Source organism: Flavobacterium panici, from assembly GCF_024499525.1.
Classification (GTDB): domain Bacteria; phylum Bacteroidota; class Bacteroidia; order Flavobacteriales; family Flavobacteriaceae; genus Flavobacterium; species Flavobacterium panici.
The window spans coordinates 5,877,307-5,902,979 of the sequence record NZ_CP100437.1 but is presented as its reverse complement, the minus strand read 5'-3'; the positions used below and the strand labels follow the sequence as shown (position 1 = coordinate 5,902,979).

The 25,673-nt window shown below is 33.1% G+C and carries 25 protein-coding genes; 10 read left to right on the top strand and 15 right to left on the bottom strand.

Annotation, left to right across the window (positions count from 1 at the left end):
* Positions 1–14: 14 nt before the first annotated feature.
* The 6 genes from NLJ00_RS24745 to NLJ00_RS24720 all read right to left on the bottom strand — a co-directional run bounded on the left by NLJ00_RS24745 (position 15) and on the right by NLJ00_RS24720 (position 8,207).
* Positions 15–2,174, bottom strand: coding sequence for a TonB-dependent receptor (locus tag NLJ00_RS24745; protein ID WP_256635797.1), 2,160 nt, complete (start codon positions 2,172–2,174; stop codon positions 15–17).
* 99 nt (positions 2,175–2,273) lie between these two features.
* The gene (locus NLJ00_RS24740; protein WP_180859632.1) at positions 2,274–2,651 is read right to left on the bottom strand and encodes a hypothetical protein; all 378 of its coding nucleotides are present in this window, start codon (positions 2,649–2,651) and stop codon (positions 2,274–2,276) included.
* A gap of 251 nt (positions 2,652–2,902) precedes the next feature.
* Positions 2,903–6,250 (bottom strand): preprotein translocase subunit SecA, encoded by a 3,348-nt coding sequence (gene secA, locus NLJ00_RS24735; RefSeq protein WP_256635796.1) that lies wholly within the window; start codon positions 6,248–6,250, stop codon positions 2,903–2,905.
* A gap of 87 nt (positions 6,251–6,337) precedes the next feature.
* Positions 6,338–6,559, bottom strand: coding sequence for a DUF2795 domain-containing protein (locus tag NLJ00_RS24730; RefSeq protein ID WP_007138072.1), 222 nt, complete (start codon positions 6,557–6,559; stop codon positions 6,338–6,340).
* A gap of 260 nt (positions 6,560–6,819) precedes the next feature.
* Positions 6,820–7,389 carry a cob(I)yrinic acid a,c-diamide adenosyltransferase gene (locus NLJ00_RS24725; protein WP_256635795.1) on the bottom strand — a complete coding sequence of 190 codons (570 nt, stop codon included), beginning with the start codon at positions 7,387–7,389 and terminating at the stop codon, positions 6,820–6,822.
* Between the two features lie 131 nt (positions 7,390–7,520).
* On the bottom strand, positions 7,521–8,207 hold the full coding sequence (locus NLJ00_RS24720; protein ID WP_053473789.1) for an ABC transporter ATP-binding protein: 687 nt from the start codon (positions 8,205–8,207) through the stop codon (positions 7,521–7,523).
* A 290-nt stretch (positions 8,208–8,497) separates the two neighbouring features.
* Here NLJ00_RS24720 and NLJ00_RS24715 point away from each other — a divergent pair, with 290 nt between their 5' ends.
* Positions 8,498–9,163, top strand: coding sequence for a DUF6565 domain-containing protein (locus NLJ00_RS24715; RefSeq protein ID WP_053473790.1), 666 nt, complete (start codon positions 8,498–8,500; stop codon positions 9,161–9,163).
* A gap of 381 nt (positions 9,164–9,544) precedes the next feature.
* On the opposite strand, the gene NLJ00_RS24710 is transcribed toward NLJ00_RS24715, so the two are convergent.
* From NLJ00_RS24710 to NLJ00_RS24690, 5 genes are all read right to left on the bottom strand, one after another.
* Positions 9,545–10,396 carry an alpha/beta hydrolase family protein gene (locus tag NLJ00_RS24710; RefSeq protein ID WP_256635794.1) on the bottom strand — a complete coding sequence of 284 codons (852 nt, stop codon included), beginning with the start codon at positions 10,394–10,396 and terminating at the stop codon, positions 9,545–9,547.
* A gap of 50 nt (positions 10,397–10,446) precedes the next feature.
* A complete protein-coding gene (locus NLJ00_RS24705) occupies positions 10,447–11,226 on the bottom strand; it encodes a class I SAM-dependent methyltransferase (protein WP_256635793.1) in 780 nt (259 codons plus the stop codon).
* A 21-nt stretch (positions 11,227–11,247) separates the two neighbouring features.
* Positions 11,248–11,730 (bottom strand): FKBP-type peptidyl-prolyl cis-trans isomerase, encoded by a 483-nt coding sequence (locus NLJ00_RS24700; RefSeq protein ID WP_256635792.1) that lies wholly within the window; start codon positions 11,728–11,730, stop codon positions 11,248–11,250.
* A gap of 68 nt (positions 11,731–11,798) precedes the next feature.
* Positions 11,799–12,164 (bottom strand): four helix bundle protein, encoded by a 366-nt coding sequence (locus NLJ00_RS24695; protein WP_256635791.1) that lies wholly within the window; start codon positions 12,162–12,164, stop codon positions 11,799–11,801.
* A gap of 94 nt (positions 12,165–12,258) precedes the next feature.
* Positions 12,259–14,121 carry an ABC-F family ATP-binding cassette domain-containing protein gene (locus NLJ00_RS24690; RefSeq protein WP_256635790.1) on the bottom strand — a complete coding sequence of 621 codons (1,863 nt, stop codon included), beginning with the start codon at positions 14,119–14,121 and terminating at the stop codon, positions 12,259–12,261.
* Positions 14,122–14,658: 537 nt separating this feature from the next.
* Between NLJ00_RS24690 and NLJ00_RS24685 the strand changes: the two genes are divergently transcribed.
* Positions 14,659–15,090: a DUF6326 family protein gene (locus NLJ00_RS24685; RefSeq protein ID WP_256635789.1), complete on the top strand. Its 432-nt coding sequence runs from the start codon at positions 14,659–14,661 to the stop codon at positions 15,088–15,090.
* 15 nt (positions 15,091–15,105) lie between these two features.
* Entirely contained in the window at positions 15,106–15,795 is a 690-nt protein-coding gene (locus NLJ00_RS24680) for a DUF4386 domain-containing protein (protein ID WP_256635788.1), read from the top strand.
* Here the strand turns inward: NLJ00_RS24680 and NLJ00_RS24675 are convergent.
* Entirely contained in the window at positions 15,779–16,750 is a 972-nt protein-coding gene (locus NLJ00_RS24675; protein WP_256635787.1) for a T9SS C-terminal target domain-containing protein, read from the bottom strand. The genes NLJ00_RS24680 and NLJ00_RS24675 overlap by 17 nt on opposite strands.
* 26 nt (positions 16,751–16,776) lie before the next feature.
* Positions 16,777–17,514 (bottom strand): tyrosine-protein phosphatase, encoded by a 738-nt coding sequence (locus NLJ00_RS24670; RefSeq protein WP_256635786.1) that lies wholly within the window; start codon positions 17,512–17,514, stop codon positions 16,777–16,779.
* A 127-nt stretch (positions 17,515–17,641) separates the two neighbouring features.
* Between NLJ00_RS24670 and NLJ00_RS24665 the strand changes: the two genes are divergently transcribed.
* On the top strand, positions 17,642–18,829 hold the full coding sequence (locus NLJ00_RS24665; protein WP_256635785.1) for a DUF5009 domain-containing protein: 1,188 nt from the start codon (positions 17,642–17,644) through the stop codon (positions 18,827–18,829).
* A gap of 249 nt (positions 18,830–19,078) precedes the next feature.
* Here the strand turns inward: NLJ00_RS24665 and NLJ00_RS24660 are convergent, their stop codons facing one another.
* Positions 19,079–19,423, bottom strand: a complete 345-nt coding sequence (locus tag NLJ00_RS24660) for a hypothetical protein (protein WP_256635784.1) — start codon at positions 19,421–19,423, stop codon at positions 19,079–19,081.
* A gap of 50 nt (positions 19,424–19,473) precedes the next feature.
* Positions 19,474–19,653, bottom strand: a complete 180-nt coding sequence (locus NLJ00_RS24655; protein ID WP_256635783.1) for a hypothetical protein — start codon at positions 19,651–19,653, stop codon at positions 19,474–19,476.
* 120 nt (positions 19,654–19,773) lie between these two features.
* Here NLJ00_RS24655 and NLJ00_RS24650 point away from each other — a divergent pair, with 120 nt between their 5' ends.
* The 6 genes from NLJ00_RS24650 (at position 19,774) to NLJ00_RS24625 (ending at position 25,614) form a co-directional block, all read left to right on the top strand.
* Complete coding sequence (locus NLJ00_RS24650) at positions 19,774–20,955, top strand: BamA/TamA family outer membrane protein (protein ID WP_256635782.1); 1,182 nt, start codon at positions 19,774–19,776, stop codon at positions 20,953–20,955.
* A 30-nt stretch (positions 20,956–20,985) separates the two neighbouring features.
* Complete coding sequence (locus tag NLJ00_RS24645; RefSeq protein ID WP_256635781.1) at positions 20,986–22,149, top strand: glycosyltransferase family 2 protein; 1,164 nt, start codon at positions 20,986–20,988, stop codon at positions 22,147–22,149.
* 83 nt (positions 22,150–22,232) lie between these two features.
* On the top strand, positions 22,233–23,591 hold the full coding sequence (locus tag NLJ00_RS24640) for a dihydrolipoamide acetyltransferase family protein (RefSeq protein WP_256635780.1): 1,359 nt from the start codon (positions 22,233–22,235) through the stop codon (positions 23,589–23,591).
* A 206-nt stretch (positions 23,592–23,797) separates the two neighbouring features.
* Entirely contained in the window at positions 23,798–24,568 is a 771-nt protein-coding gene (locus NLJ00_RS24635; RefSeq protein WP_053473803.1) for a 3'-5' exonuclease, read from the top strand.
* Positions 24,569–24,658: 90 nt separating this feature from the next.
* Complete coding sequence (locus NLJ00_RS24630; protein ID WP_053473804.1) at positions 24,659–25,270, top strand: fumarylacetoacetate hydrolase family protein; 612 nt, start codon at positions 24,659–24,661, stop codon at positions 25,268–25,270.
* A complete protein-coding gene (locus NLJ00_RS24625) occupies positions 25,270–25,614 on the top strand; it encodes an Hpt domain-containing protein (RefSeq protein WP_053473805.1) in 345 nt (114 codons plus the stop codon). Before NLJ00_RS24630 ends, NLJ00_RS24625 begins: the two co-directional genes overlap by 1 nt.
* Positions 25,615–25,673 lie beyond the last annotated feature (59 nt).

The window sequence follows — 25,673 nt, the reverse complement described above, 5'->3', positions numbered from 1 at the left end:
TGTGGCAAATAATTTTATTTTTTTAATGAAAAATTGTACTGAATTCCAAATACAAATGTTCTTGGAGCTGCCGCCGTATATGTTGGCTGTGCGTTTGTGGTATTGGCTCTCGAAACATTGTAGGCGTATAATTTATCAGTTAAGTTCATTACGTTTCCATATACTTCAATGCCTTTCCACTGATAACCCACTCTTGCATTGAAAATGTTGTAACCGTCGTATTTTACCGTATTGATCTGATCTTGGTAATAACTTCCCACAAGCTGCCATTCAAGAGAAGTTCTTAAATTAGGAAGCCAGTTTGGATAATAACTTACCTCTGAATTTCCCGACCATTTTGGTGCTGCCGGCATTTCTTTTCCGTTTAAATCCTGAACAGGATCGCTTGGTTTGTCCGAAAGTTTAAAATCGATATACGTATGCTGTGCGTAAGTTCCGCCCAAGCGAATATTAAATTGCTGTGAAGGACGATATGAAGCTCCAAATTCAACTCCTTTATGACGCGTTTCTCCTGCCGAACGATAATCTGTTGAGTTATCCGGAAGTTTAATATTTAACAGCTCGTTTTTACCTTCCATATAATAAAAGGCATAATCAAAATTTAATTTGTTTTCAAGCAAAGAAAACCATCCTCCAAATTCAACATTATCAAAAGTGGCAGGTTCTAGGTTATAATAAAAATCAGCCGGAACACCTGTTGTGCCTCCAGTTCCGGGTTTGGTTCTAAAAATAGAGGTAATTCCCGGAGGAGCAAAACCTTGAGAATAATTAGCATAAATGCCAGCAAACTCAAAAGGATTGAAATTTATACCCGTTTTATAAGTTGTTTTATCATACACTTTGCTTCCGGTAGATTTGTCTAAAGCATTATTATAATTTACTTTCATGTTATCATATCGAGCGCCAGTTGTAATAACTAATTTTTCGATAGGGCTAAAACTAAATTGAGCATATTGAGCATAATTATAAATATCTGCAGTATAATCAGCTAATTTTGAATCTGGATGTTCTGCAATAATTTCATAAGAATCAACGGTTTGTTTACCCGCTTCTCCCGGATTTAGGTTCGCTTTTAAGTCAATTACATAGGACCAATAGGTTACGGGAGAATAATCGTATAAAGCTCCGGCAACAAGTTTCATATTAAGTAAATTAAATTTTTGAACGTGTTGGGCAATTGCTCCGTAGCTTTTAAAGTTATTTGAATTTACTTCGCCTTTAGCAGTTGTAGGATTTACAGTTGGGCTCCATTTAATTCCATAAGAAGGATTTTGTCCTAATTTATTGTCGCGCAAATAAGCTGTAATATAACTGTTTGAATTACTGTTCCAGTTGTGTTCCAGCGTTAAGCGGGTTCTTAAAGCATCAGATTTTCTATAAGTAAAATTTGAAGTGCTTTTGTATGTTCTGTTGTTGAAAGCGTCTTCGTTAACCGTTCCGCTCATATCCGAATAATATTTTCCATACATCGTATTGTTTATTAATCGGGTAGAAGGAGAGATGTTATAATCGATTCTCGCATTCAGATTATCTTTGTTATAATCAGAATAAGTCATCCATCCGTTTTCCTGTAAACTTGAAATTCCGGCAATATGAAAACCAACTTTTCCTACGGTTGCACCGCCGGCAGCCTGAAATCTTCTGTAACCATAATTATCTGCCTGAACTCCAAATTTAAATTCTGGATCAACAGGTGGTTTTATTGAAATTAAATTGATTGTTCCGCCCACAGCTTCAGGGCCGTATAAAGAAGAAACCGGACCTTTAACTACTTCAATACTTTGTAAATTATATTGATTGATTTCTAATAAAGCATTGTGATTAAAAATTCCCATTGGACGAATTGGCAAACCATCTTCTAAATACAAATAATAAGCATTTGTTGTCATTGGCTGACGAATAGACATCATGTGCTGTTCGTTTCCTAAATTAACCATTAAAACTCCCGGCGTTTTGTTTATAATTTCATAAACGGCAGTAGCTTTTGCTTCGTTAATGGTTTTGGCTGTTATTTTGCTAATTGCAACAGGAGTTTCCTTGCGTTTAGTGGCAGTTCTGTTGGCAGTTATAAAAACGTTTTCAAGCTCTTGAGATTTTGTTGTGTCTTTTTCTACCTTGTTCTGCGCAAAGACAAATTGTCCTATAAGTAATAGGATAATGTATATTTTTTTCATTTTAAATTTATATAAATTTTAAAGTAACGTGTGCTTTTCCTGACTTTATGACAAGAAAAAAATCTTTTCAAAAACTATTGAAAAGCGGTTATCAGAAATTTATATAAAATAGGATGGAGGTCGAAACGTAGTGTTTGAAACCGAGATTGGTTTTGTATCAAAAGAAGCAAAGATTTTTGCTCTTGATTCGATTGGTGTAACTAATTTAAAATTAGTTGTGGTAGTATTTTGAATGTAAACAACTTCTGCTTTTTCTTTCAGGTTGTTTTGCATTCTTTTTTCGTTATCAGCGTATTTTTTTAAACTTTTTTGAAGTTCACATCGACCGTTACAGGAATTAAAAACCATTTTTCGCTGTACGCAAATCGTTTTTGAAATTTCTTCCTGATTAAGTTTGAAAGAAGTGTAAACAAAGAAACTGCCAAAAGAGGGCAGTAAAAGTGTACATGAAAGCAATATGATCAAAAATCGTTTCAAAACGCTGTTTCTATGTTTCGAATGCAAAAATACATTTAATTCGCATTTATTACCAAGAGTTTGTGGAAAAAGTTTTTTTGAAAAAGTTTTCAGTCTCAGTCGCAGTTTTCAGTCACAGTCTGTAAACTGAATACTGAAAACTGCGACTGAATACTGTAAACTAAAAACCCGACAGGTTTTTAAAACCTGTCGGGTTTGATATGTAATTCGTCTAGTCTGTAAACTGAAAACTGCGACTGAATACTGAAAACTTATTCTTTAACAATAACCCAAGCTCCAGAAGCTAAAAGAATTTCTGCTTTTTTAAATTTCATTGTTTCTGTTTTACCAGTTGCAACTTCCTGAACTGTTACAGTATCATTACGATTGATTTTTGGCATATCTCTTACAATCGTTTCTGTCACCTGACGCTGTTGTGTTTCTCCAGCTTCGCGGTTGATGCTTTCACTGTTAGGAATTTCGTCTTTGCTTAATTGTAAATTTTCTTTTTGACGAACTTCTCTTGCTTCGTGAATTTCAGAAGTAACGTTTTGAGCTGGTAAATCACCTTTAAACAAGAATGAAATAACTTCTTTATTAACGTTGTCAAGCATTCCTCTAAACAAATTGAAAGCTTCTAATTTGTAAATAAGCAATGGATCTTTTTGTTCGTGAACGGCTAATTGAACAGATTGTTTCAATTCGTCCATTTTACGCAAGTGTTTTTTCCAGGCCTCATCAACAATCGAAAGTGTGATGTTTTTCTCGAAATCAGCAATTAATTGCGCTCCTTCGCTTTCGTAAGCTTTTTTCAAGTCTGTAACAACATTCAAAGTTTTGATTCCGTCTGTAAAAGGAACTACAATTCTTTCGAAATGATTGTTTGGCTCTTCATAAACTCCTCTAATAATAGGGAAAGCTTCTCTTGCGCTTCTTTCTGTTTTTTCAGTGTAAAAAGCCAAAGCTTCTTTGTATACTTTTCCAGTGATTTCAATGTCTGATAATTTTTGGAAATCAGCTTCTGAAATTGGAGAAGTAATTCCAAAATAACGAATTAAGTCAAAATCAAAACTTTTGAAATCATTTGCCACTTTATTGTTACTTACGATTAATTCGCAAGTATCATAAAGCATATTCGCGATATCCAGTTTTAAACGCTCGCCAAACAATGCGTGACGACGACGTTTGTAAACTACTTCACGCTGAGAGTTCATAACGTCATCATATTCTAATAAACGTTTACGAACACCAAAGTTGTTTTCTTCTACTTTTTTCTGAGCACGTTCGATAGATTTAGTCATCATAGAATGCTGAATAACTTCACCTTCTTTCAATCCCATTCTGTCCATCACTTTTGCAACTCTTTCAGAACCAAATAAACGCATTAGGTTATCTTCAAGAGAAACATAAAATTGAGAACTTCCCGGATCTCCCTGACGACCAGAACGACCACGTAACTGTCTGTCAACACGACGTGAATCATGACGTTCTGTACCCACGATTGCTAAACCTCCTGCAGCTTTTACTTCTGGAGATAATTTAATATCGGTACCACGACCAGCCATGTTAGTTGCAATAGTTACAACTCCGGCTTTACCAGCTTCTTCAACGATTTGTGCCTCTTGCTTGTGCATTTTAGCATTCAATACGTTATGCGTGATTCCTCTCATTTTAAGCATACGGCTTAATAATTCTGAAATCTCTACAGAAGTTGTTCCAATCAATACTGGTCTTCCAGCGTTTGATAATTCGGTAACGTCTTCAATTACAGCGTTGAATTTTTCACGTGTAGTTTTATAGATATAATCTTCTTTATCTTGTCTTAAAATTGGTCGGTTGGTTGGAATTTCAACAACGTCCAGTTTGTAAATCTGCCATAACTCGCCAGCTTCTGTAACCGCTGTACCCGTCATACCGCCTAATTTGCTGTACATTCTGAAATAATTCTGTAATGTAACGGTTGCAAAAGTTTGGGTTGCAGCTTCAATTTTTACATTTTCTTTAGCTTCGATCGCTTGGTGTAAACCGTCAGAGTAACGACGACCATCCATAATACGACCTGTTTGCTCATCGACAATCATAATTTTGTTGTCCATGATAACGTATTCTACATCTTTTTCAAAAAGAGCGTACGCTTTTAAAAGCTGAGTTAAAGTGTGAATACGCTCGCTTTTTACTCCAAAATCCTGGAATAATCTTTCTTTAGCTTCTGCTTCAGCATCTTTATCCAGTTTTTGTTTTTCGATAGCAGCGATTTCAGTTCCAATATCTGGAAGTACGAAAAAGTCAGCATCTGTATCTCCAGAAAGGTATTGAATACCGTTATCTGTTAATTCAACCTGATTGTTTTTTTCTTCAATCACAAAGTATAAAGCTTCATCCACTTTATGCATTTCGCGATTGTTATCCTGCATGTATTGATTTTCAGTTTTTTGAAGTAATTGTTTAATTCCTTCTTCACTTAAAAATTTAATTAATGCTTTATTTTTAGGTAAACTTCTGTAAGCTCTTAATAATAAGAAACCACCTTCTTTAGTATTTCCTTCTTTGATTAATTTTTTAGCTTCTGCCAAGAAACCATTCGCCAACTGACGCTGTTGTGCAACTAAGTTCTCGATTTTTGGTTTTAATTCGTTAAATTCATGACGATCTCCCTGCGGAACTGGTCCTGAAATAATAAGCGGTGTTCTTGCATCATCAATTAAAACAGAATCGACCTCGTCGACAATAGCATAATTGTGTTTTCTCTGCACTAAATCACTAGGCGAGTGTGCCATGTTATCTCTTAAGTAGTCAAAACCAAATTCGTTGTTGGTTCCGTAAGTGATATCAGCATCATAAGCCTTTTTTCTAGCTTCTGTACTTGGCTGGTGATTATCGATACAATCTACAGATAAACCGTGGAATTCGAATAAAGGCGCTTTCCACGTGCTGTCACGTTTTGCTAAGTAGTCATTCACCGTTACTAAGTGAACTCCGTTTCCTGTCAAAGCGTTTAAATATAATGGAAGTGTAGCTACTAAAGTTTTACCTTCACCCGTTTGCATTTCGGCAACTTTACCTTCGTGCAAAACCATTCCACCAATCAACTGAACATCATAGTGAATCATATCCCAAGTGATGTCTTTTCCGGCAGCATTCCATTTGTTAGCCCAGATAGATTTTTCGCCGTCAATAACAATATATGGTTTTGTTGCAGAGAATTCGCGGTCTTTTGCAGTTGCAGTAACCTCGATATGAGAGTTTTCTTTAAAACGACGTGCCGTTTCTTTTACTACAGAAAACGCTTCCGGAAGAATTTCCAATAAAGTTTTTTCAGAGATTTCATAAGCTTCTTTTTCAAGAGCGTCTATTGCATCATAAATATCTTCTCTTTTGTCGATATCCTCAATATTTTCAACTTCAGCTTTTAGAGAAGCGATTTTAGCATCTTTATCTGCCCTTGCTTCTTTAATTTTTTCTTTAAAATAAGCGGTTCTCGCTCTTAGTTCGTCATGAGATAAACTCATTAAACTAGTTTCGAAAGTCTTAATTTTGTTTAAATAAGGTTGTAAAGCTTTGACATCTTTTTGAGATTTATCACCTACAAAGACCTTAATGATGCTATTTATGAAACTCATAATTTATTTGTATTTCTTTATTATATAATATGTATTTGAACCAAAAAAAAAGCCTCTGTGATGAGACTTTTTCCTTTGGTTTATTTTTTAATATTCATCCTCATTCCAAAGATAATCTTCGTCTGTTGGATAATCAGGCCAAATTTCTTCCATTGATTCATATATCTCGCCTTCGTCTTCTATTGACTGAAGGTTTTCTACTACTTCTAATGGAGCACCAGCTCTAATAGCGTAGTCTATAAGTTCGTCTTTGTTAGCAGGCCATGGCGCATCACTTAAATAAGATGCTAATTCTAATGTCCAATACATCTGTTATCTGTTTAGTTTGTGCAAAAATAAATTTTTTACTGAAAAAGACAAGTAAAATTTGATTTATTTTAATAAAATTTAAGAACGTCTCTTGTTAAATTCCAATTTTTAAATTTCAAATCTCAAAAAAGACACTTGAAATCTCAATATTTAAATTCAAAATTCCAATTTTTGGAACTTTATTTCGCTTTAAAAATTCGAAAGAATTTAATTTTTTCTTTGGAATTTGGGATTTCAAAAATTTGGAATTTGCAGAAAATTTATTTTCTAGGTATCCATTTCACTTCCTCCGCTTTTAAGTCAAACGACAACTTCCGTGCCAAGACAAAAAGGTAGTCAGAAAGTCGGTTTAAGTACATAATTGCGATTTCAGGAACGTGTTCATTATGACTTAAATGTACTGCCAAACGCTCTGCACGGCGGCATATACAGCGGGCAATATGACAATGTGACACGGTTGGATGACCGCCCGGCAAAACAAAATGAGTCATTTGTGGAAGACTTTCTTCCATTTTATCTATTTCGTTTTCGAGTAATTCGATATCCGAATCAATTATTCCGAGATTTTTTAAGCGGAGTTCTCCGTTTTTTAAAACTTCTTTTTCCTGTGGAGTTGCCAAAATGGCGCCTACAGTAAAAAGACGATCCTGAATTTCTATTAAAATAATCTTATAATGTGAATCAATTTCCTGATCGCGAATTAATCCTATATAGGAGTTTAATTCATCAACAGTTCCATAACTGTCAATCCTGATATGATCTTTAGGTACACGCGTGCCTCCAAAAAGAGCTGTTGTTCCTTTATCGCCTGTTTTGGTGTATACTTTCATGGTTATTTGAGATTGTAGATTTATGATTTTAGATTAAATGTTAGAGTCGTAAATTTTAGATTTAGAAAACAATCTAAAATCTAAAATCAGAAATCTAAACTGAAAGGCAATCTAAAATCAGAAATTTAAAATTATTTAGTGGTGTCGCTTTCAATCAATCCGTCTCTTAAACGAATTACGCGGTGTGCGTAGGCAGCGATATCTTCTTCGTGCGTTACTAGAATTACAGTATTTCCTTGTGCATGAATATCTCCAAAAAGTTTCATGATTTCTACAGAAGTTTTACTGTCTAAGTTTCCTGTTGGTTCATCGGCTAAAATAATCGAAGGTTTATTGACTAAAGCGCGGGCAATGGCAACACGCTGGCGTTGTCCTCCAGAAAGCTGATTTGGCTGGTGATCCATTCTATCGGCTAGATTTACTTGTGCTAAAACCTCTGTTGCTCTCGCATTTCTGTCAGATTTTGAATATCCAGCGTAAATCATTGGTAAAGCTACATTGTCTAAAGCCGTGGTTCTTGGTAAAAGATTAAAAGTTTGAAAAACAAATCCGATTTCTGTATTACGAATTCCGGCTAATTCGTCATCACGCATTTGGCTCACATCTTTTCCATTTAAAACATAACGTCCGGAAGTTGGCGTGTCCAAACAACCTAATAAATTCATTAAAGTTGATTTTCCAGATCCCGAAGGTCCCATTAAAGCAACATATTCGCCTTTGTTGATTTCTAAATTAATTCCTTTTAAAACATACACGATTTCATTACCAAGTACAAAATTTCGTCTTATGTCAGTTATTTTAATTAATGGATTTGCCATTTCGTTTTACAATTTTGGATTTAAAAGTACAAAACACTTTTCATAAAAATGATAAGTAGGTTAGAATTGAATTTTGTTACAAAAGCTTTTTAATAGATATGTATTAAAATAAATATGGTTTTTAAAGCAGAAATAGTTATATCATTTTTGATTGATTTTGCATAATTGTCATTATTTTATGAATTTTATAGTATTAAAATGTTTTTAAATTTTCAAACATGACAATAATGTAATTTGTTTGATTGGCTATTTGGTAAATTTGATTATAATTAATTAAAACAATCAGTATTATGAAAAATATTCAAATGGTATTAGGAATCGCATTAATTGCATTAAGCTTTACATCGTGTAAAGATGAAAAACAAGAACAAGCTCAGAAAAAAGTTGACGCTTATGTAGCATACGTCGATTCAGTTAAAAATGTTTCAGCAGAAAATTTAAAAGCAGACTGGAAAGCAGTTGATGCTGAATATGACAGAAGATCTCAGGAAGCTCAGGCAGCACTGGCAGACTTAAAAGATAATTCGGCTGCTACTGAAAAAATAAATGCCAGCAAAGTTAAATACGAAGAGTTTAAAAATGAGATGTCCACCGTTTTTGCCCCTCCAGCTCCGGCTCCAAGTCCAAAACAACAATTAAGAGATGCTTTGTTTGGTGCAGGAAAAATTGGTGATGATATGAATTTTAGCTGGGTAAATGCCCAAAATATTCACAGCGTTTACCAACAATTCGTTCACACTGTTGAAGATAATAAAGATAAATATTCAAGAGAAGACTGGGATGAAGTTAAATTAATGTATGAAGCACTTGACAGCCGTAAAAATACAGTTGAAAAAGAAGGACTTACATCTGAAGATAACAGAAAAATTGCCGGTTTAAAAATTAAATTTGCACCAATGTATACTGTTAACAGAATGGGTGCAAAATCTGAAGAAAATAAAGACGCTAAAAAATAATTGTAGATATTTTGAATTAGTAAAAAATGACAATCAGAAATGGTTGTCATTTTTTTTATGTTTTAATGTAAACTATTTTAATGTAAACTTATACTTGCCATTTTTTATACAGTTTCATTCCATTAGGAATGTTTCGTAGGTAGAAAGAATAGAGGTTAGACACGATTACGTTCCGTAGGAACGTTTGATATGCCAGATTTTAAATAGCGATGTTAAAATGAAACGTTCCTATGGAACGTAACGATGGTGAAAATATAATTTTCTACCAATGAGATGTTCCTACGGAACAAGAAATATGTAAAATAAAACGATGCTACTCTGACTTTTGAGATGCCTTTTTTTATTTTTAATGGGAGATAATATATCTCAATTTTGAAGATCCTAATTCTCGAATTTCCTTAAATCCTCTAAAAACACGTTCCAAATACTGTCTTTAAATTTATTTTTAAAGAAGCCAAAATGGCCAATGTCTTTTACTCCAAAGTCTTCGGCTTTTAAATGCGTTCTGGTAACATCAGCGTTTTTAAATTGTGATGCAATCCAGTTTACTGCCGGAACAGTTGCATAAAAATCATTGTCGATACTATAAGAAATAATTTTGCATTTAATTTTATCATAATGCTCTTTTACATTGTCAATACAATCAAAATGATAATTTGGTTTTTTGCACCATTTTGCCCATTCCAGAGCCATTTCTTTTGGTAAATCTTCCATACGGGTAAAATGACTGGAAGGTAAATAATTGAAAATTCTGCAAAATAAAGGTATAGTAACATACCACAAAAATTGCATTTTTAGTCTCTCAAATCCTTTCCAGTGAATCCAGCTTCCAGATTGTGAAACAGCCATGATTACGCCGTCAAATAAATTATTTGAAGGAACTAAACCAATAAGCTGGCCACCAATACTGTGCGTTATAATGAATATTTTGCTGTCGGGCTTTTTGCTTTTAACATATTGAACCACACTTTCAAAATCATTTTGTGCCCAATTTGTTGCGGTTGTAGAAAATTTCTTTAGAGATTCTGGTTTTGAATCGCCAATTCCGCCATAATCAAAGGTGAAAACAGAATAATTGTTATGAGATAAAAACTTTGAAAAATTGTGATAATAATTTTGCTTAACTCCTGTGGCAGAAGCAATAATAACACAATTAGCATTTGGATTGTCTGAAAGAAATTCAGTTACAGCTATTGAATATTGTAGAGGTGTATCAATTTTTATTGCATTCATATAAACTTCGTATAGTAACAAATGTAATAAAAATTGTATACTGAAATTTGTTAGGCGCGAATCACAAAATGTTCTTTTTCCTGTTCGTATCTAAAAAATACAAAACCCCATTGAAAAGTATCAATCGTAACTTTTACTTTTGGGTGATTTTTTATAATCTCCCAAGCTTCTTCCATTTCCGGAGACCAATGAATGTCATCAAAAATCCAAACAGAATCGTTGTTTATCGTTTGTAGTAAAATTTCAAAATAAGTTAAAGTCGCTTTTTTTGAATGATTTCCGTCGAAATATATTAGATCGTAATTCTTAGAATCCAGATTTTCTGAAATTAAAAAAGATTCAAATTCTGAGATTATATTTTCGACATTTTTGCAGTCAAATTTATCTAATTGATTTTGTGCCGTATTTGCCGTATTTGGACAGCCTTCAATTGTAATGACTTTTGCATCAGTATTTCCAAGGGCAAGAGCGGCAGTTGCTAAACCTAAAGAAGTCCCAATTTCAAGAATGTTTTTTGGTTGAAAATAATTAGTGACGCGAAATAATAATTCAGCCCGTTTTGGAGAAATTCCGGCTGTAGATGCGATTTTAGAAATCTGTCTTCTGTTTGATTTAAAAACTTTAGAGCCAGCACCAAAATCAGTTACTTCAATGAAATTTTTATTTTCAAGAAGTGATTTTCTATAGTTTTTTAGAATTAAATATTCACGTTTCGGCTTCTTATCATAAAAGCATTTGGTCAATAAACTAAAAACAAAAGGCGAATGAACACCGTGCTCGTTTTTAGAATTCCAAAGAAATTTTAGATAAGATTTGATTTGAAAAAGCATGCCGAAATTTTGAAAAATATCTTAATTAATTGATTTTAAAGTTATATCAAATACCAAAACAGATCCGCCTGGAATTCCGTTGTAATCTCTGCTTCCGTAACCTAAATGCGCGGGAACTAAAAGAACGCCTTTTCCTCCTGGTTTAAAAAATCGGATTCCTTCTTTCCAACCTTGAATTACCTGACTTAAACCAAATGCAACTCCTTTTTTGTCAGCTTCATCTACATTTTTGTCGCTTTCATCAAATACATTTCCGTTTGTGAAATAACCTTTATAAACAACCGTTACATTTGCGTTAGGTTCAGGAAAATCTTCACCTTCGCCCGGTTCATTAATAATATAATACAACCCAGAATCTGTTCTTGTTGCAGTTAAGTTATTTTTAGCCAGATAATCTTTAATTTCCTGTTCATTCTGAGCCGTATAATCTTTAACTTCATCTTTATCTTTAGAACAAGAAACGAAAAGGGTCAATGCAAGTAACGCTGTTAAAAGTTGTTTCATTTTTTATTTTTTAAAATGCTAATTTAATAAAAGTTTTCAGTCGCAGTCTCAGTTTTCAGTCTGTGTGTTTAACTGCAGCCAAATCTATTTGGATTGTTAATCATATAATTAATTAGTTTTCCAATTTCAATGCTCTTAATATTCAATTGATCAAACGATTCTTGATTTATGTATTTGCATTTAAGAGAAAATTCCAGCCAAGTACTAGTTTCTGAGTTTTCAGCGTCACTATCTGTTAATTTACTTATAAAATGATTTACGTACCTTCTTTTTCTATATGATTCTGCAATGTTTGCGGTCACACTTCTTGATGAGCGACGTATTTGATCAGTTAAGGAATAAGTTTCTTCTTTTGGAAAAGTTTTTGAAATCTCAAAAATTTCCATCGCAAGCTCAAATGATTTTTTATAAGCCAGTAATTCTTTAAAATCCATTTTTTATTTTTCTACAAGAATAATAAAAAAAGAAGGAAAAAGTTTACTTTTAAGCAAAAAAAACTGAAAACTGAGACTGCGACTGAAAACTAATCTATCCTTCGATTTTAGCAGAAAGTTCAAACCAACGTTCTTCTTTCGCTTCAATTTTATTTATAATACTTTGAAGTTCATTTGCCTTTTTCTCGATATCCGCATCAGCGACTTTTCCGTCAGCAAATAATGTTTCGATTTTAGTTTTTTCGATTTCTAAATCTTTGATTTCTCTTTCGATTTTTTGATATTCTTTTTGCTCATTAAAGCTTAAATTTCCGGTTGGATTATTTTGTTTCCAGTCTTTCTTTTCCGCTTTGTTTTCTTCTTTTTGAGCCACATCGGCACTGTCTTCATAAGCACGGAAATCAGAATAGTTTCCTGGGAAATTTTCGATTTCGCCTTGTCCTCTAAAAATAAATAAATGATCGACAATTTTATCCATAAAGTAACGGTCGTGCGAAACCACCAATAAACATCCCGGATAATCTAAAAGAAAGCTTTCCAAAACGTTAAGCGTTACAATATCCAAATCGTTTGTTGGCTCATCGAGAATCAAAAAGTTCGGGTTTTGAATTAAAACTGTACATAAATACAAACGTTTTAATTCTCCTCCGCTTAATTTTTCAACATAATCGTATTGTTTTTTCGCATCAAAAAGAAAACGCTCTAACAATTGCGAAGCCGAAATAATTTTTCCTTTTGCAAGCGGAATATATTCGCCGTATTCCTTAATAATATCTATAACACGCTGACCCGGTTTTGGATTAATTCCAGATTGTGTATAATAACCAATTTTAATGGTATCTCCTTTTACAACGCGGCCGCTGTCTGGCGGAATTGTCCCTGTAAGCAGATTTAAAAATGTAGATTTTCCGGTTCCGTTTTTACCAATAATCCCGATTCTTTCGCCACGTTGAAAATCAAAACTAAAGTTATCCAGAATCACACGGTCTTTGAATTTTTTAGAAAGTTTATGAAGCTCAATAATTTTGCTTCCCATTCTTTCCATATTAATTTCAAGCTCGACTTTATTTTCTTTACGTCGGCTTTGCGCTTTTTCTTTAATTACATAAAAGTCATCCTGACGCGATTTAGATTTAGTTGTTCTCGCTTTTGGCTGGCGGCGCATCCATTCTAATTCTTTAACAAATAAGTTTTTAGCTTTGTCAATACTCGAATTTTCAGAAGTAATTCTTTCTTCTTTTTTCTCTAAATAATAAGAGTAATTTCCTTTGTATTGATATAATTTTCCGTTGTCTAATTCGATAATTTCGTTACAAACGCGCTCTAAAAAGAAACGGTCGTGCGTTACCATAAACAACGTAATATTTTCTTTGGCAAAATAACTTTCTAGCCATTCGATCATTTCTAAATCTAAATGGTTGGTTGGCTCATCAAGAATCAATAAATCAGGACGATTGATTAATATGATTGCCAATGAAAGACGTTTTTTTTGTCCTCCCGAAAGATTTTTTACTTTTAGTTTAAAATCTTCCAGTTTTAATTTGAATAAAATTTGTTTGTACTGCGTTTCAAAATCCCACGCATTATGCTGATCCATTCCGTCAAAAGCCTTTTGATACGCTTCTTCGTCATTTGGATTTTCTAATGCTTTCTCGTAAGCTTCAATTATTTTAAGCGTTTCATTATCAGATGCAAAAATGCTTTCTTCAATTGTAAGTTCATCCTGCAGATTATTGTCTTGGGAAAGAAAAGCCATTCTAATTCCTTTTCTCAAAACAACTTGTCCCGTATCTGGTTCGTCTAAGCCATTAATAATGCTCATAATGGTGGTTTTTCCAGAACCATTTTTGGCAATAAAAGCGATTTTTTGGTCTTTGTTGATTCCAAATGAAATGTTGTCAAAAAGGACTCTTTCGCCAAATGACTTCGATATATTTTCTACAGATAAGTAATTCACTTTGTAAATTGTAAGTTATAAATTATGAGTTATGAGTATTTTGGAAAACATAACTTTTTGCAAAAGTAAACTTTTATCTTACGATTTGCGAATTGTTAATCTTATTTAAGCTTTAGAATAGGAAAATTAGAAGAACCAGTCTCAAAAGTTGAGACAGCCTCTTTGTTATTTTACCTATTTGTTCCGTAGGAACATTTCATTGGTAGAAAACATTTCATTGGTAGAAAATTATATTGTTATAATGGATTACGTTCCGTAGGAACGTTTGATTTATATTGCTTTTAATAATCTGATCTATCAAACGTTCCTACGGAACGCAAATGCGGCTGATTTTTTTTTCTACCTACGAAACATTCCTATGGAATGATAAATTGGATATCAAAAAGCGATCAATTAAGTCACTAAAAAAACAAACAAAATAGTTATGGTATAACGGGTGCCTCGACTTTTGAGACAGCCTCTTATCTTTTAGAAAAAAAACAAATTGTAACATTTTAGAACTATCTCCGACATATTTAAAAACTTAATTCCTTAAATATGAGTGAGAAAGAAATAAACACCAATGGTTTTGAAGATTTTAAAATAAACACAAAAATTAAACTTGCAGCATTGTGGACTTCCGTAATGTTTTGTTATATGTATGGAGATTATTTCTCGCTCTATGTTCCAAAAAAAGTCGAAGATTTTATAAGCGGAGATACATTGCTGGATTCTCCCATGAAATTATTTCTCGCGACACTTTTAATGACAATTCCGGCCTTAATGATTTTTGCATCTGTTATTTTAAAACCAAAAATAAACCGCTGGCTTAATCTCATTTTCGGAATTATTTATACTGTCATAATGCTGCTAATAGCCTTTACAACAACTGGAGCCTGGTGGAGTTTCTACATTTTTCTGGCGTTAATAGAAAGTATTTTGACTTCAATAATATTTTGGACTGCACTTAAATGGCCAAAGCAAGTTTAATTTAAAGATAAAAGTATGAATCAAGAATCAAAACTATCGTTTAGAAATACAGGCAGAATCGCAGGTTTACTATATTTAGTAGTCGTAGTAACCGGGATTTTTAGTTTAGGATATGTTCCTTCTTTACTAATTGTCTGGAATCATCCTGATATAACTTTTAGTAATATTGTAAACCATGAATTTCTTTTTAGACTTGGTATTATAAGCGGATTAATCTGTTACACTTTCTTTTTGTTTCTGCCTTTGGTTTTGTACAAATTATTAAAACCCGTTCATAAAACGTACGCCATATATATGGTTATTTTAGCGATTGTAAGCGTGCCAATTTCTTTTATAAACATGCAGAATAAATTTGCAGTACTTTCTATAATTAATTCAGGCGGAGAGGAAAAAGATCTGGTAATGTTTTATCTGAATCAATATGATTACGGAAATTTAATCGTTCAGGTTTTTTTGGGACTTTGGCTGTTTCCGTTGGGATATTTAATTTTTAAATCAGCAATAATCCCGAAATTTTTAGGAATATTATTAATGCTTGGCTGTGTGAGTTATTTAATAAATTTTTTCGGAAATGCATTGTTTTCAAATTATGCTGACCTCGGAATATCCTCTTTTGTAAGACTTCCGGCAACTCTTGGCGAAATCGGAACGTGTTTATGGCTTTTAATAATGGGAGCGAAAAACAACATTATTGCTGCCGATTAACATATTGATTTAAAACGGAACTCAAATCTAAATAATGAATTTGCTGCGGATTATTTAAAATGGGTTTTCGAACCAAAGATTCATTGGTAATAAAATAATGAAGACCATCTTTTGTCGCAATTCCTTCTATTTGATGAAATGGAAGCTTAAGATCGATTTTTCGTTTATTTCCCGATAAAAAATCATTGTCTTTAAAATCATATAAAAGATAAAGAAATGTTTTTCCCGTTTTAGAATAACCGCAAAGAACTACGATTTTCTTTTCTTCAAAATACGTCGCGCCCGTAACTAAACCTTTAGTATCTAACGTATTTTTAAATTGTGCAATATGATTTCCGGATTGATTAGGTAATACGTAAATACTTGTTTTAGATGATTTCCATTGTTTGGTAAACAAATAAATACTGTCTTTAGAAACTACAAAAGCTTCACAGTCAAAATCGGTCGAATTTGGTTTTTGTGCTGAAATATCAGTTTGGTCAGCATATTGAAATAAGATTTTTTCGATAATGGGATTTCCTTCTAAAAACGATTTTTTTTCAATTTTCAGGATATTTAAATCCGTTCGATTTCCGCTATAATTATTTCCGAAATCTCCAATATATAAATACGAGCTGTCTTGCGAAATCTCTTCCCAGTCATGATTTACAACCTGATCCAGAATAATTTTCTTTTTGATTGTTCCTAAAGAATCTAATCCGTAAATCGTTTTATCGTGATCATCATTATGAGTCCACAATAAACCACCAAAAGCAATTAAACCCGAAGTTTCTTTAATAGAATCGCTAAGTCTAATCGAATATTCAGGTCTCAGTTTTAAACTTTCATAAATACAGCTTCCGTCATTTTGCACAGCATTTGGATTGTAATTTTTTGAAAGCACATCTTTACAGCCTGAAGTTTGGGCTTTAACTGAAAAAACAGACAGAATAAAAAATAGTAGGATCCGTAGCATCTTTTATGCTTTAAATTGGAAAAAAATTAGAATCTAAAAAACTGATTATTGGCAATAACTTCCTTTAAGTTTTCAACTGAATCAATTTTTATTTTTTGATGTAAAGATTCGATATGATTGCTGTGATGCACATCGGTTCCCGAAAAATCATACATTCCTTTCTTTAATAAAAGCGCAGCAGTTTTAGTGATTTCGCTGCCATAATAACCCATAACAGCCAATAAATTCAGCTGAAATAAACATCCCGCTTTCTTTAGTTTTTCATACTCTACAAAGTTATTATGAAAATATAAATACCGTTCCGGATGTGCCAAAACCGGAATATATCCTGCAAGTTGTATCTCAAAAATAATCTTATATAAGTTTAAAGGCGCACTTAAATACGATATTTCAACTAATACATAATTCTCTTTTAAGGTTAAAAGTTTTTCTGTTTTTACATGATTTTCAAACCAGTCGTCCATAAAATACTCAGATGCTGCCTTAAACGGAATATTGATGTTTTGTTCTTTCAGTAAAACTTCAGTTTCTTTTTGTCTGTCTAAAATATCCTGTTCAGCATTATCCCAGACAAAATGATTAATGTGCGGCGTAGTAACAAACTGAGAAATTCCCAATTCCTGAAATGCCTTTACAAGTTTGATTGTTTTTTTGATAGATGATGCGCCATCATCAATTCCCGGAAGCAAATGGGAGTGAATATCGACATAATCGCCCGCCAGAAGGTCTTTTAAAAAAGGTTTTGATTTAAAGAATGATAGCATAACTGCAAAAGTAAAGAATTGATGTTGTTTTTATTTCTCTTTAAGAAAATATTGCAAAAGAAAATTTATGTAACAATGTAACCGACATTTTAGAATTATATTATATTTGATAAAAAAGTAATATTTTATGAAAATTAAAGAGAATTTGTATAATCAAAGGATTATTTCGATTGACGCTTTACGCGGAATTACCATTTTTGTAATGATATTTGTAAATGAACTCGCAAGTGTCAAAAATGTGCCGCAATGGATGAAACACATGCCCGCAGATGCCGATGCAATGACCTTTGTCGATTTAGTTTTTCCTGCTTTTTTATTTATAGTCGGAATGTCAGTTCCGTTTGCCTTTAATGCCAGATTAATAAAAGGTGACACGCCAAAAGTAATCTGGACACATACTTTAAAACGTGCTGTAGCTTTAATCATAATTGGTGTTTATATGGTAAATGCCGAATATGGTTACGACGCTTCAAAAATGATAATCGCGCCCGCTTTCTGGGGACTTTTGGCTTATGCAATGCCAATTCCGATTTGGAATAAATACCCAAAAGATTTTTCAGTTTGGTTAAAATACATTCTGCAATATGGCGGAATACTGGTTTTAATTGCACTTTACTTTTTATACGTTCAGGAAGAAACCGGAAAAACCGGAATCACGCCAAAATGGTGGGGAATTCTGGGTTTAATTGGCTGGGCTTATCTTATTTCGGTAATTTATTATTGGCTGGTTTCAGGCAGATTATGGACAATGATTGCTTTTCTTGTAGTTTGTGTTGCCGCAAATTCGGCTAATTTGACAAAAGGTTTAGTTATGCCGGAATGGCTGCATTTTATTGCCGGACATTTAACTCATGTAACTTTAGTAATCGCCGGAATAATAATTTCATTACTCTTTTTTGACAAGAAAATTGAAAATAAAATCAATTGGCCCGTAATAGGATTTATTGTTTTGTTTTTCGCCGTTGGATTTTTCCTTCGACCACATTACGGAATCTCAAAAATACAAGGAACGCCTTCATGGACATTGATTTCTGCCGGAATTTGCACCGTTTTATTTTACTTTTTGTATTGGTTAATGGAAGTTAAAAAACAAACCAAATGGAGCGATTTTTTCATGCCTGCAGCAGCAAATCCGTTATTGATTTATATTTTGCCGGGTGTTATTTATTATTTTAATCTCGCATTCAAAATTCACATTATACCAGAATATTTTAGAGAAGGAGTTCCGGGAATTATTTGGTCGCTGGTTTTCTCAACAATAATGTTATTCGTAATGAAAATCTTCAATAGGTTTAAAATTCAGCTTCATTTGTAGTTTTGAAAAAAGTTTCAGGTTTCAAGTTTCAGGTTCTCTCTGAATGAATTATTTTTAACGCAAAGCTCGCAAAGTTTTTTCGCAAAGTGCACAAGGTTTTTTCTAAGTGAGTTTTTCAAACTGCAAAGTTCTCAAAGCTTTGTATTGATAAAGCTTTGAGAACTTCAGCTAATTTTTAGCTGCAACTTAAAAATCTTTGCATTCTTTGCGAAAAAAACTTAGCGCGCTTTGCGTTAAAATATCCTCATTTCAATTTAGAATAACTGATTTTATTTCTAATGTCGCACCTGAAACTGGATTGTAATTCACAAAATTGAACTTGCAGAGATTATGAATATCTAAAGACTTTCCGTTTGGATCGCCGTCTTGTTTGAAATCCGTCCACGGAATTTTTATAGTTGTGAACTTTTTAGCAGAAACAGGTAAATCTATTCTTGGATGCGAGCCGCCGTGCACACATCCCGTTCGTTCTGCATTTCCTTCACGTGCCTGCAATTTTATAAGATGTGATGATTTATACGTAATACTTAGATATTTTGAACTTTCAGACAAATTTGTTGGTTTGCCATCGTTTGAATCAGATTCTGTAAGCATCACATTCAGCTCAATTTCTCCAACCGGATTATCTTTTGCTGTAACTTTAATTATCCCTTTTTCTTTCTATTAATTGTTTCCTGATTTTCTTTGGCAGAACCAGCAATAAACCAAGTTGAGGTCTTTACCAAATCTGTATTGGAATTCGAAACTTCTTCCGCGGAAGCGAAACTTAAAATTGCAAACACAAAAAGGAGAGAACCAATTAAAACAACTGCTTTGATTTTCATTGAAAAAGAGATTTTGATTTACTTCAAAAATAGAATTTTCTTTTTATTTATTTTGAAAGAAGCGTATATTCTGAATAAAATTTTAAATTTGTAAGAAGTTGTATCTGAAAAACTTACGTCATGAAAAATGCAAAACTTCTATTAGGTTTCTTTTTCTTTTTTCAAATGCATTTCAGCTATTGCCAAAACGATACTATTTCACATAATAATAAAGATATACTGGATGTTTTGTACAAGCTTTTTAATAAAAACGATTCTTTAAGAAAGAATCAGGATAAAAAAATAGCTTTTTCTTTACTTCCGGTTCCAATTGATGCTAATAAAAATACCGGTTTAGTAGTTTCTTTTTTGACCACTTTTTATCTCGGCGACAGCAACACGACCAAAATGTCTCAGGTTTCGTTTTCACCTTATTTTAGTTTTACCAAACAATATGTTTTTCCCATTCAAACCTATATTTATACGAAAGATAATTACTGGAATTTTATAGGTGATTATCGCTATATGATTTATCCTCAAGATACGTACGGTCTGGGCGGACATAATACAGATAAAAAAATGTCAACTCTGGATTATCAACAATGGCGTTTTTATCAATTTGCCACCCGAAAAATAATCGGGAATTATCGATTAGGATTAGGTTTATTGTTTGATAATTATCAGAATATTTCTGAAGAATCGTATATCGATGAAGAAACAGATTATTCTAAATATATGAATGGGGATTTTTCAGATGAAACTTCCTTCGGAATTGCCATTCAGGGACTTTATGATTCCAGAGAAAATAATGTAAATCCCGAACAAGGTTTGTATGTCGAAGCAGATTACCGAATCAACACGAGCGGAGTGGAAGGCAAAAAATGGAATTCAATTTATTTTGATGCCCGAAAATACCATTCTTTCCATAAATATAAACATCGGGTTTTGGCTTACAGAGCTTTTTATTGGTCAACTTTTGGTGGAAAACCGCATTATTTAGACCTGCCAAGTATTGGCTGGGATCGAGACGGAAGAACAGGACGTGGTTTTACCCGAAACAGATTTCGCAGTAATGCGCTGATTTATTTTGAAACCGAATATAGAACTGATATCTCAAAAAACGGTTTTTGGGGCGCTGTGTTTTTTACTAATGTTTCCTCTGTTTCAAAGTTAGATACGTATCAATTTAAAAAATGGAATCCAGCCGTTGGAACCGGATTACGCATTAAATGGAACAAGAAAAACAACAGTAATTTAGTCCTTGACTACGGAATTAGTAAAAACGATTGGTCATTGCGATTAGGTTTGGCCGAAAATTTCTAACTTTCCCCAAAATCAATTACAAAAATTTCAATGCAATTATCGGTTATCATTCTTAATTATAATGTGCGTTACTTTCTGGAACAATGTGTTTTAAGTGTTCAGGAAGCAATTGTCAATCTTGATGCCGAAATTATTGTTATTGATAATAATTCGTCTGATGACAGCTGTTTGATGATGAAAACCCAATTTCCAAAAGTAAAACTGATTCAAAACCAGGGAAATTTTGGTTTTCCAAAAGGAAATAATATTGGAGTTGAACAAGCCAGCGGAAAATACATCTGCATTTTAAATCCTGACACCGTTGTTGCCGAAGATACTTTTACCAAGATTTTGGCTTTCGCCGAAGAAAAACAAGATTTAGGAATTATTGGCTGTAAATTAATCGACGGAACCGGAAGCTTTCTGCCTGAAAGTAAACGCGGTATTCCGTCGCCATGGGTTGCTTTTACCAAAATTTTTGGTTTGTATAAAATATTTCCAAAATGGAATCTTTTTAATCAATATTATGCACAGCATTTAAATGAAAATCAAACCGGAAAAGTTGAGATTCTTGTAGGTGCTTTTATGTTTTTGGAAAAAGATTTATACCAAAAATTAAATGGCTTTGATGAAAACTGCTTTATGTATGCAGATGATATTGATTTGTCTTACAGGGCACTTTTACTAAAAAAATCTAATTATTATTATCACGAAACAACCGTTTTACACTATAAAGGAGAAAGTACCGTTAAAGATGAATTGTATATGAAACGTTTTCAGGATGCAATGAATTTTTTCTACCAAAAGCATTTTAAAAAATCATGGTTTTTTAGTTTTTTTATTCAGGTTGGAACCTGGTTTTTTTCATTTATAAAAATGTTTCAGGGAAAACCTAAAATAAAACTGCTGCCAGAAAGTTATATTTTATACTCTGAAAATGAGAATTTGTCTGAAAAGTTGGCTTCGATTTTAGAAAATAAAGTTAGTTTTTTAGATTTCAAAAAAGAAAAAATGGTAAATTCGTCGCTGATTTTAAAGGGAAAAAAGGCAGAGATCATTTTGGATAATCACTATGTTTCATTCAAAAAATGTATCAAAATCATAGAAACTCTTAAAGATAAGAACATTACTTTTAAGATTTTCCCCAAAAACACCAATTTTATTATTGGAAGTAATTCAAGAAACGATAGAGGGGAAATTAGAAAAATTCAGTAAAAATTATATTAAGTGTAATTTATATTTAAATTTTTCAGTAATTTCGCAATCAGAAAATCAAAATCACCCTTTAGAATAATAATATGGCAAGATTTGAATTAAAGCTTCCTAAAATGGGAGAGAGCGTCGCTGAAGCAACCATTACTAACTGGTTGAAAGAAGTGGGAGACAAAATTGAAGCTGATGAAGCTGTACTGGAAATTGCAACTGATAAAGTTGACAGCGAAGTACCAAGTGAAGTATCTGGAATTTTAGTTGAACAATTATTTGGCAAAGATGATTTAGTTCAGGTAGGGCAGACTATTGCAATTATCGAAACTGAAGGTGGTGATGCGCCGGCTGCAACTCCAGCTGTTGAAGCTGCTGCTCCTGCAGAAGCTGTAGAAATCGAAAAAACAATTGAAGCAGTAAAAGAAGAAGTTGCTGCTCCACAGGATTTTTCCGGATCAGAAAAATTCCTTTCTCCTTTAGTAAAAAATATTGCAAAAGAAGAAGGTATTTCTCTTGCTGAATTGGATAATATTCAAGGTTCAGGAAAAGATGCCCGCGTAACCAAAGATGATATTTTAAAATATATAGAAGACCGCAAAGCAGGAATTGTTCAAGCTCCAAAAGTAGTTGAGCAAGCACCAAAAGCAGCGGTTGAAACTCCAAAACCAGCTGTTGAAACTGCGAAAGCGCCAGAACCATTAGTTCAAAAAAGCCAGCAGGCAGTTCCGGTTTCTGTAAATGGTGGTGACGAAATCATTGAAATGGACAGAATGCGTAAACTGATTTCTGGTTACATGGTAGCTTCTGTACAGACTTCGGCACACGTTCAATCATTTATTGAAGTTGACGTAACGAACATTGTAAAATGGAGAGATAAAGTTAAAACGGCTTTTGAAAAGAGAGAAGGCGAGAAGCTGACTTTTACTCCAATTATGATGGAAGCGGTTGCAAAAGCGTTAAAAGATTTCCCTGGAATGAATATTTCTGTTGATGGCGAATATATCATCAAAAAGAAAAATATCAATTTAGGAATGGCGGCTGCGTTACCAAACGGAAATTTAATTGTTCCTGTAATTAAAAACGCTGACCAGTTAAACCTTGTTGGAATGGCAAAAGCGGTTAACGATTTAGGAAACCGTGCAAAAGCAGGAAAACTAAAACCAGACGATACACAAGGCGGAACTTATACGGTAACAAATGTTGGAACTTTTGGAAGTGTTTTTGGAACGCCAATTATCAATCAGCCGCAAGTTGGAATTCTAGCTCTTGGAGCAATTCGTAAAGTTCCTGCGGTTATCGAAACTCCAGAAGGAGATTTTATCGGAATTCGCCAAAAAATGTTCTTATCGCACTCTTACGATCACAGAGTTGTTGACGGAGCATTAGGAGGAAGTTTTGTAAAAAGAGTAGCAGAATATTTAGAAGCTTTTGATATAGACAGAGATTTCTAATTGATTCATAAATAAAATTTAAAACCCGAAAAATTGAAAAGTTTTTCGGGTTTTTTCGTTTGTACGAAAAACAGAAAACCGACTTGTTTTGTTTTAATTTTAAACGTAAAATCAACAAAAAAAGCCAATTTTGGTCAAAAAAATAGAAATTTGGGCGGGAACTTTGGCTTTAAAAATTTACATTTGTAATCTTATAAAAATTAAAAATGGAATTAAAACTTAACAAACCAATCTGCTTTTTTGATCTTGAAACAACTGGAATTGACATCGGTAAAGATCGAATAGTAGAAATTTCAATATTTAAAGTTTTTCCAAACGGAAATAAAGAAAGTAAAACCTGGCTGGTTAATCCAACAATTCCAATTCCTCCACAAACAACAGCCGTTCACGGAATTACGGATGAAAAAGTAGCCAATGAACCTACTTTTGCAGAACTGGCACCGCTGGTTCATAATATGATAAAAGACAGTGATTTGGGAGGTTTTAATTCAGATCGTTTTGATATTCCGTTATTAGCAGAAGAATTACTTCGCGCCGGAGTTGATTTTGATATGAAAAATAAAGTTTCGGTAGATGTTCAGACTATTTTCCATAAAATGGAAGAACGTACTTTAAGTGCTGCTTTGAAGTTTTACTGCGGAAAAAGTCTTGAAAATGCCCACTCTGCAGAAGCAGATACGATGGCAACCTACGAGATTTTGAAAGCGCAGTTAGATCGTTATCCTGAACTGGAAAATGACATGAAATCATTATCTGAATTTACAACCCGTAAAAAAATCGCCGATTTTGCCGGAATGATTGCTTTTGATAAAGACGACGAAGAAATTTTTACTTTCGGAAAACATAAAGGTGCAAAAGTTTTAAAAGTACTGGAAACAGAACCAGGCTATTTCAGCTGGATTCAAAACGCCGATTTTCCTTTGTACACCAAAAAAGTTTTGACAGGAATTAAATTGAGAAAATTAAACACAAAATAAAGTATTCAGTGTTCAGTTTTTAGTGTTCAGTTTTTTTTGAGTGCTAAGTTTTCCTGAACACTAAAAACTGAAAACTGAACACTTAAAATAATGAAGATCATTTGTATCGGTAGAAATTATACCAATCATATTGAAGAATTAAAAAATGAACGTCCGGATGAGCCTGTGGTTTTTATGAAACCAGATTCAGCGGTTTTGTTGAAGCAGCATCCGTTTGTAATTCCGGAATTTTCTCAGGAAGTTCATCACGAATTAGAAATAATTGTGAAAATTAATAAGGTTGGAAAATATATTGAGCCTAAGTTTGCGCACAAATATTATGACGATATTAGTGTAGGTATTGATTTTACTGCCAGAGATTTACAAGATAAATTAAAAGCAAAAGGACTGCCTTGGGAAAAAGCAAAAGCATTTGACGGTTCAGCAGTAATTGGAGATTTTTTACCAAAAAGTGATTTTGTTTCGCTAGAAAATCTTACGTTTGAGCTCAAAAATAATTCTGAAACAGTTCAAAAAGGAAATACGAGTTTTATGCTTTGGAAAATTGATGAATTGGTTTCTTATGTTTCTCAGTTTTTTACCTTAAAAATTGGAGATATTATTTTTACAGGAACGCCAGCAGGTGTTGCGCCGGTAAAACCAAATGATGTTTTGGAAGGCTTTTTAGAAGATAAAAAATTATTCAGAATACAAGTAAAATAATGGCTTTAAAGTATAATCTTTCGAAAGTGTATGCGCTTTCAGACAATGACCCCGAATTTGTAAACGAAATTCTAAAATTATTTGTTACAGAGGTTCCCGAGGATTTGAAACAAATCAAAGAAGGAATCAAGAAAAAGGATCATAAATACGCTTATTCGTATGCGCATAAAATTAAACCTACATTAGACTTAATGGGGTTGAATGTTGCATTTGAAGAAATCCTGCAAGTCGAAGCGTGGACAAAAGCAGAAGGAAAGAAAAAAGATATTATCGAGACTTTTAAAAGTATAAAAGTGCAGGTAAAAGATGCAATTAAAGAAATCAAAAAAGATTTTGACGTCTAAAATTCATATAATTCCGCTTTTTAACTGAAAAGCGGAATCATTTTTCTTGTTTTATTTCA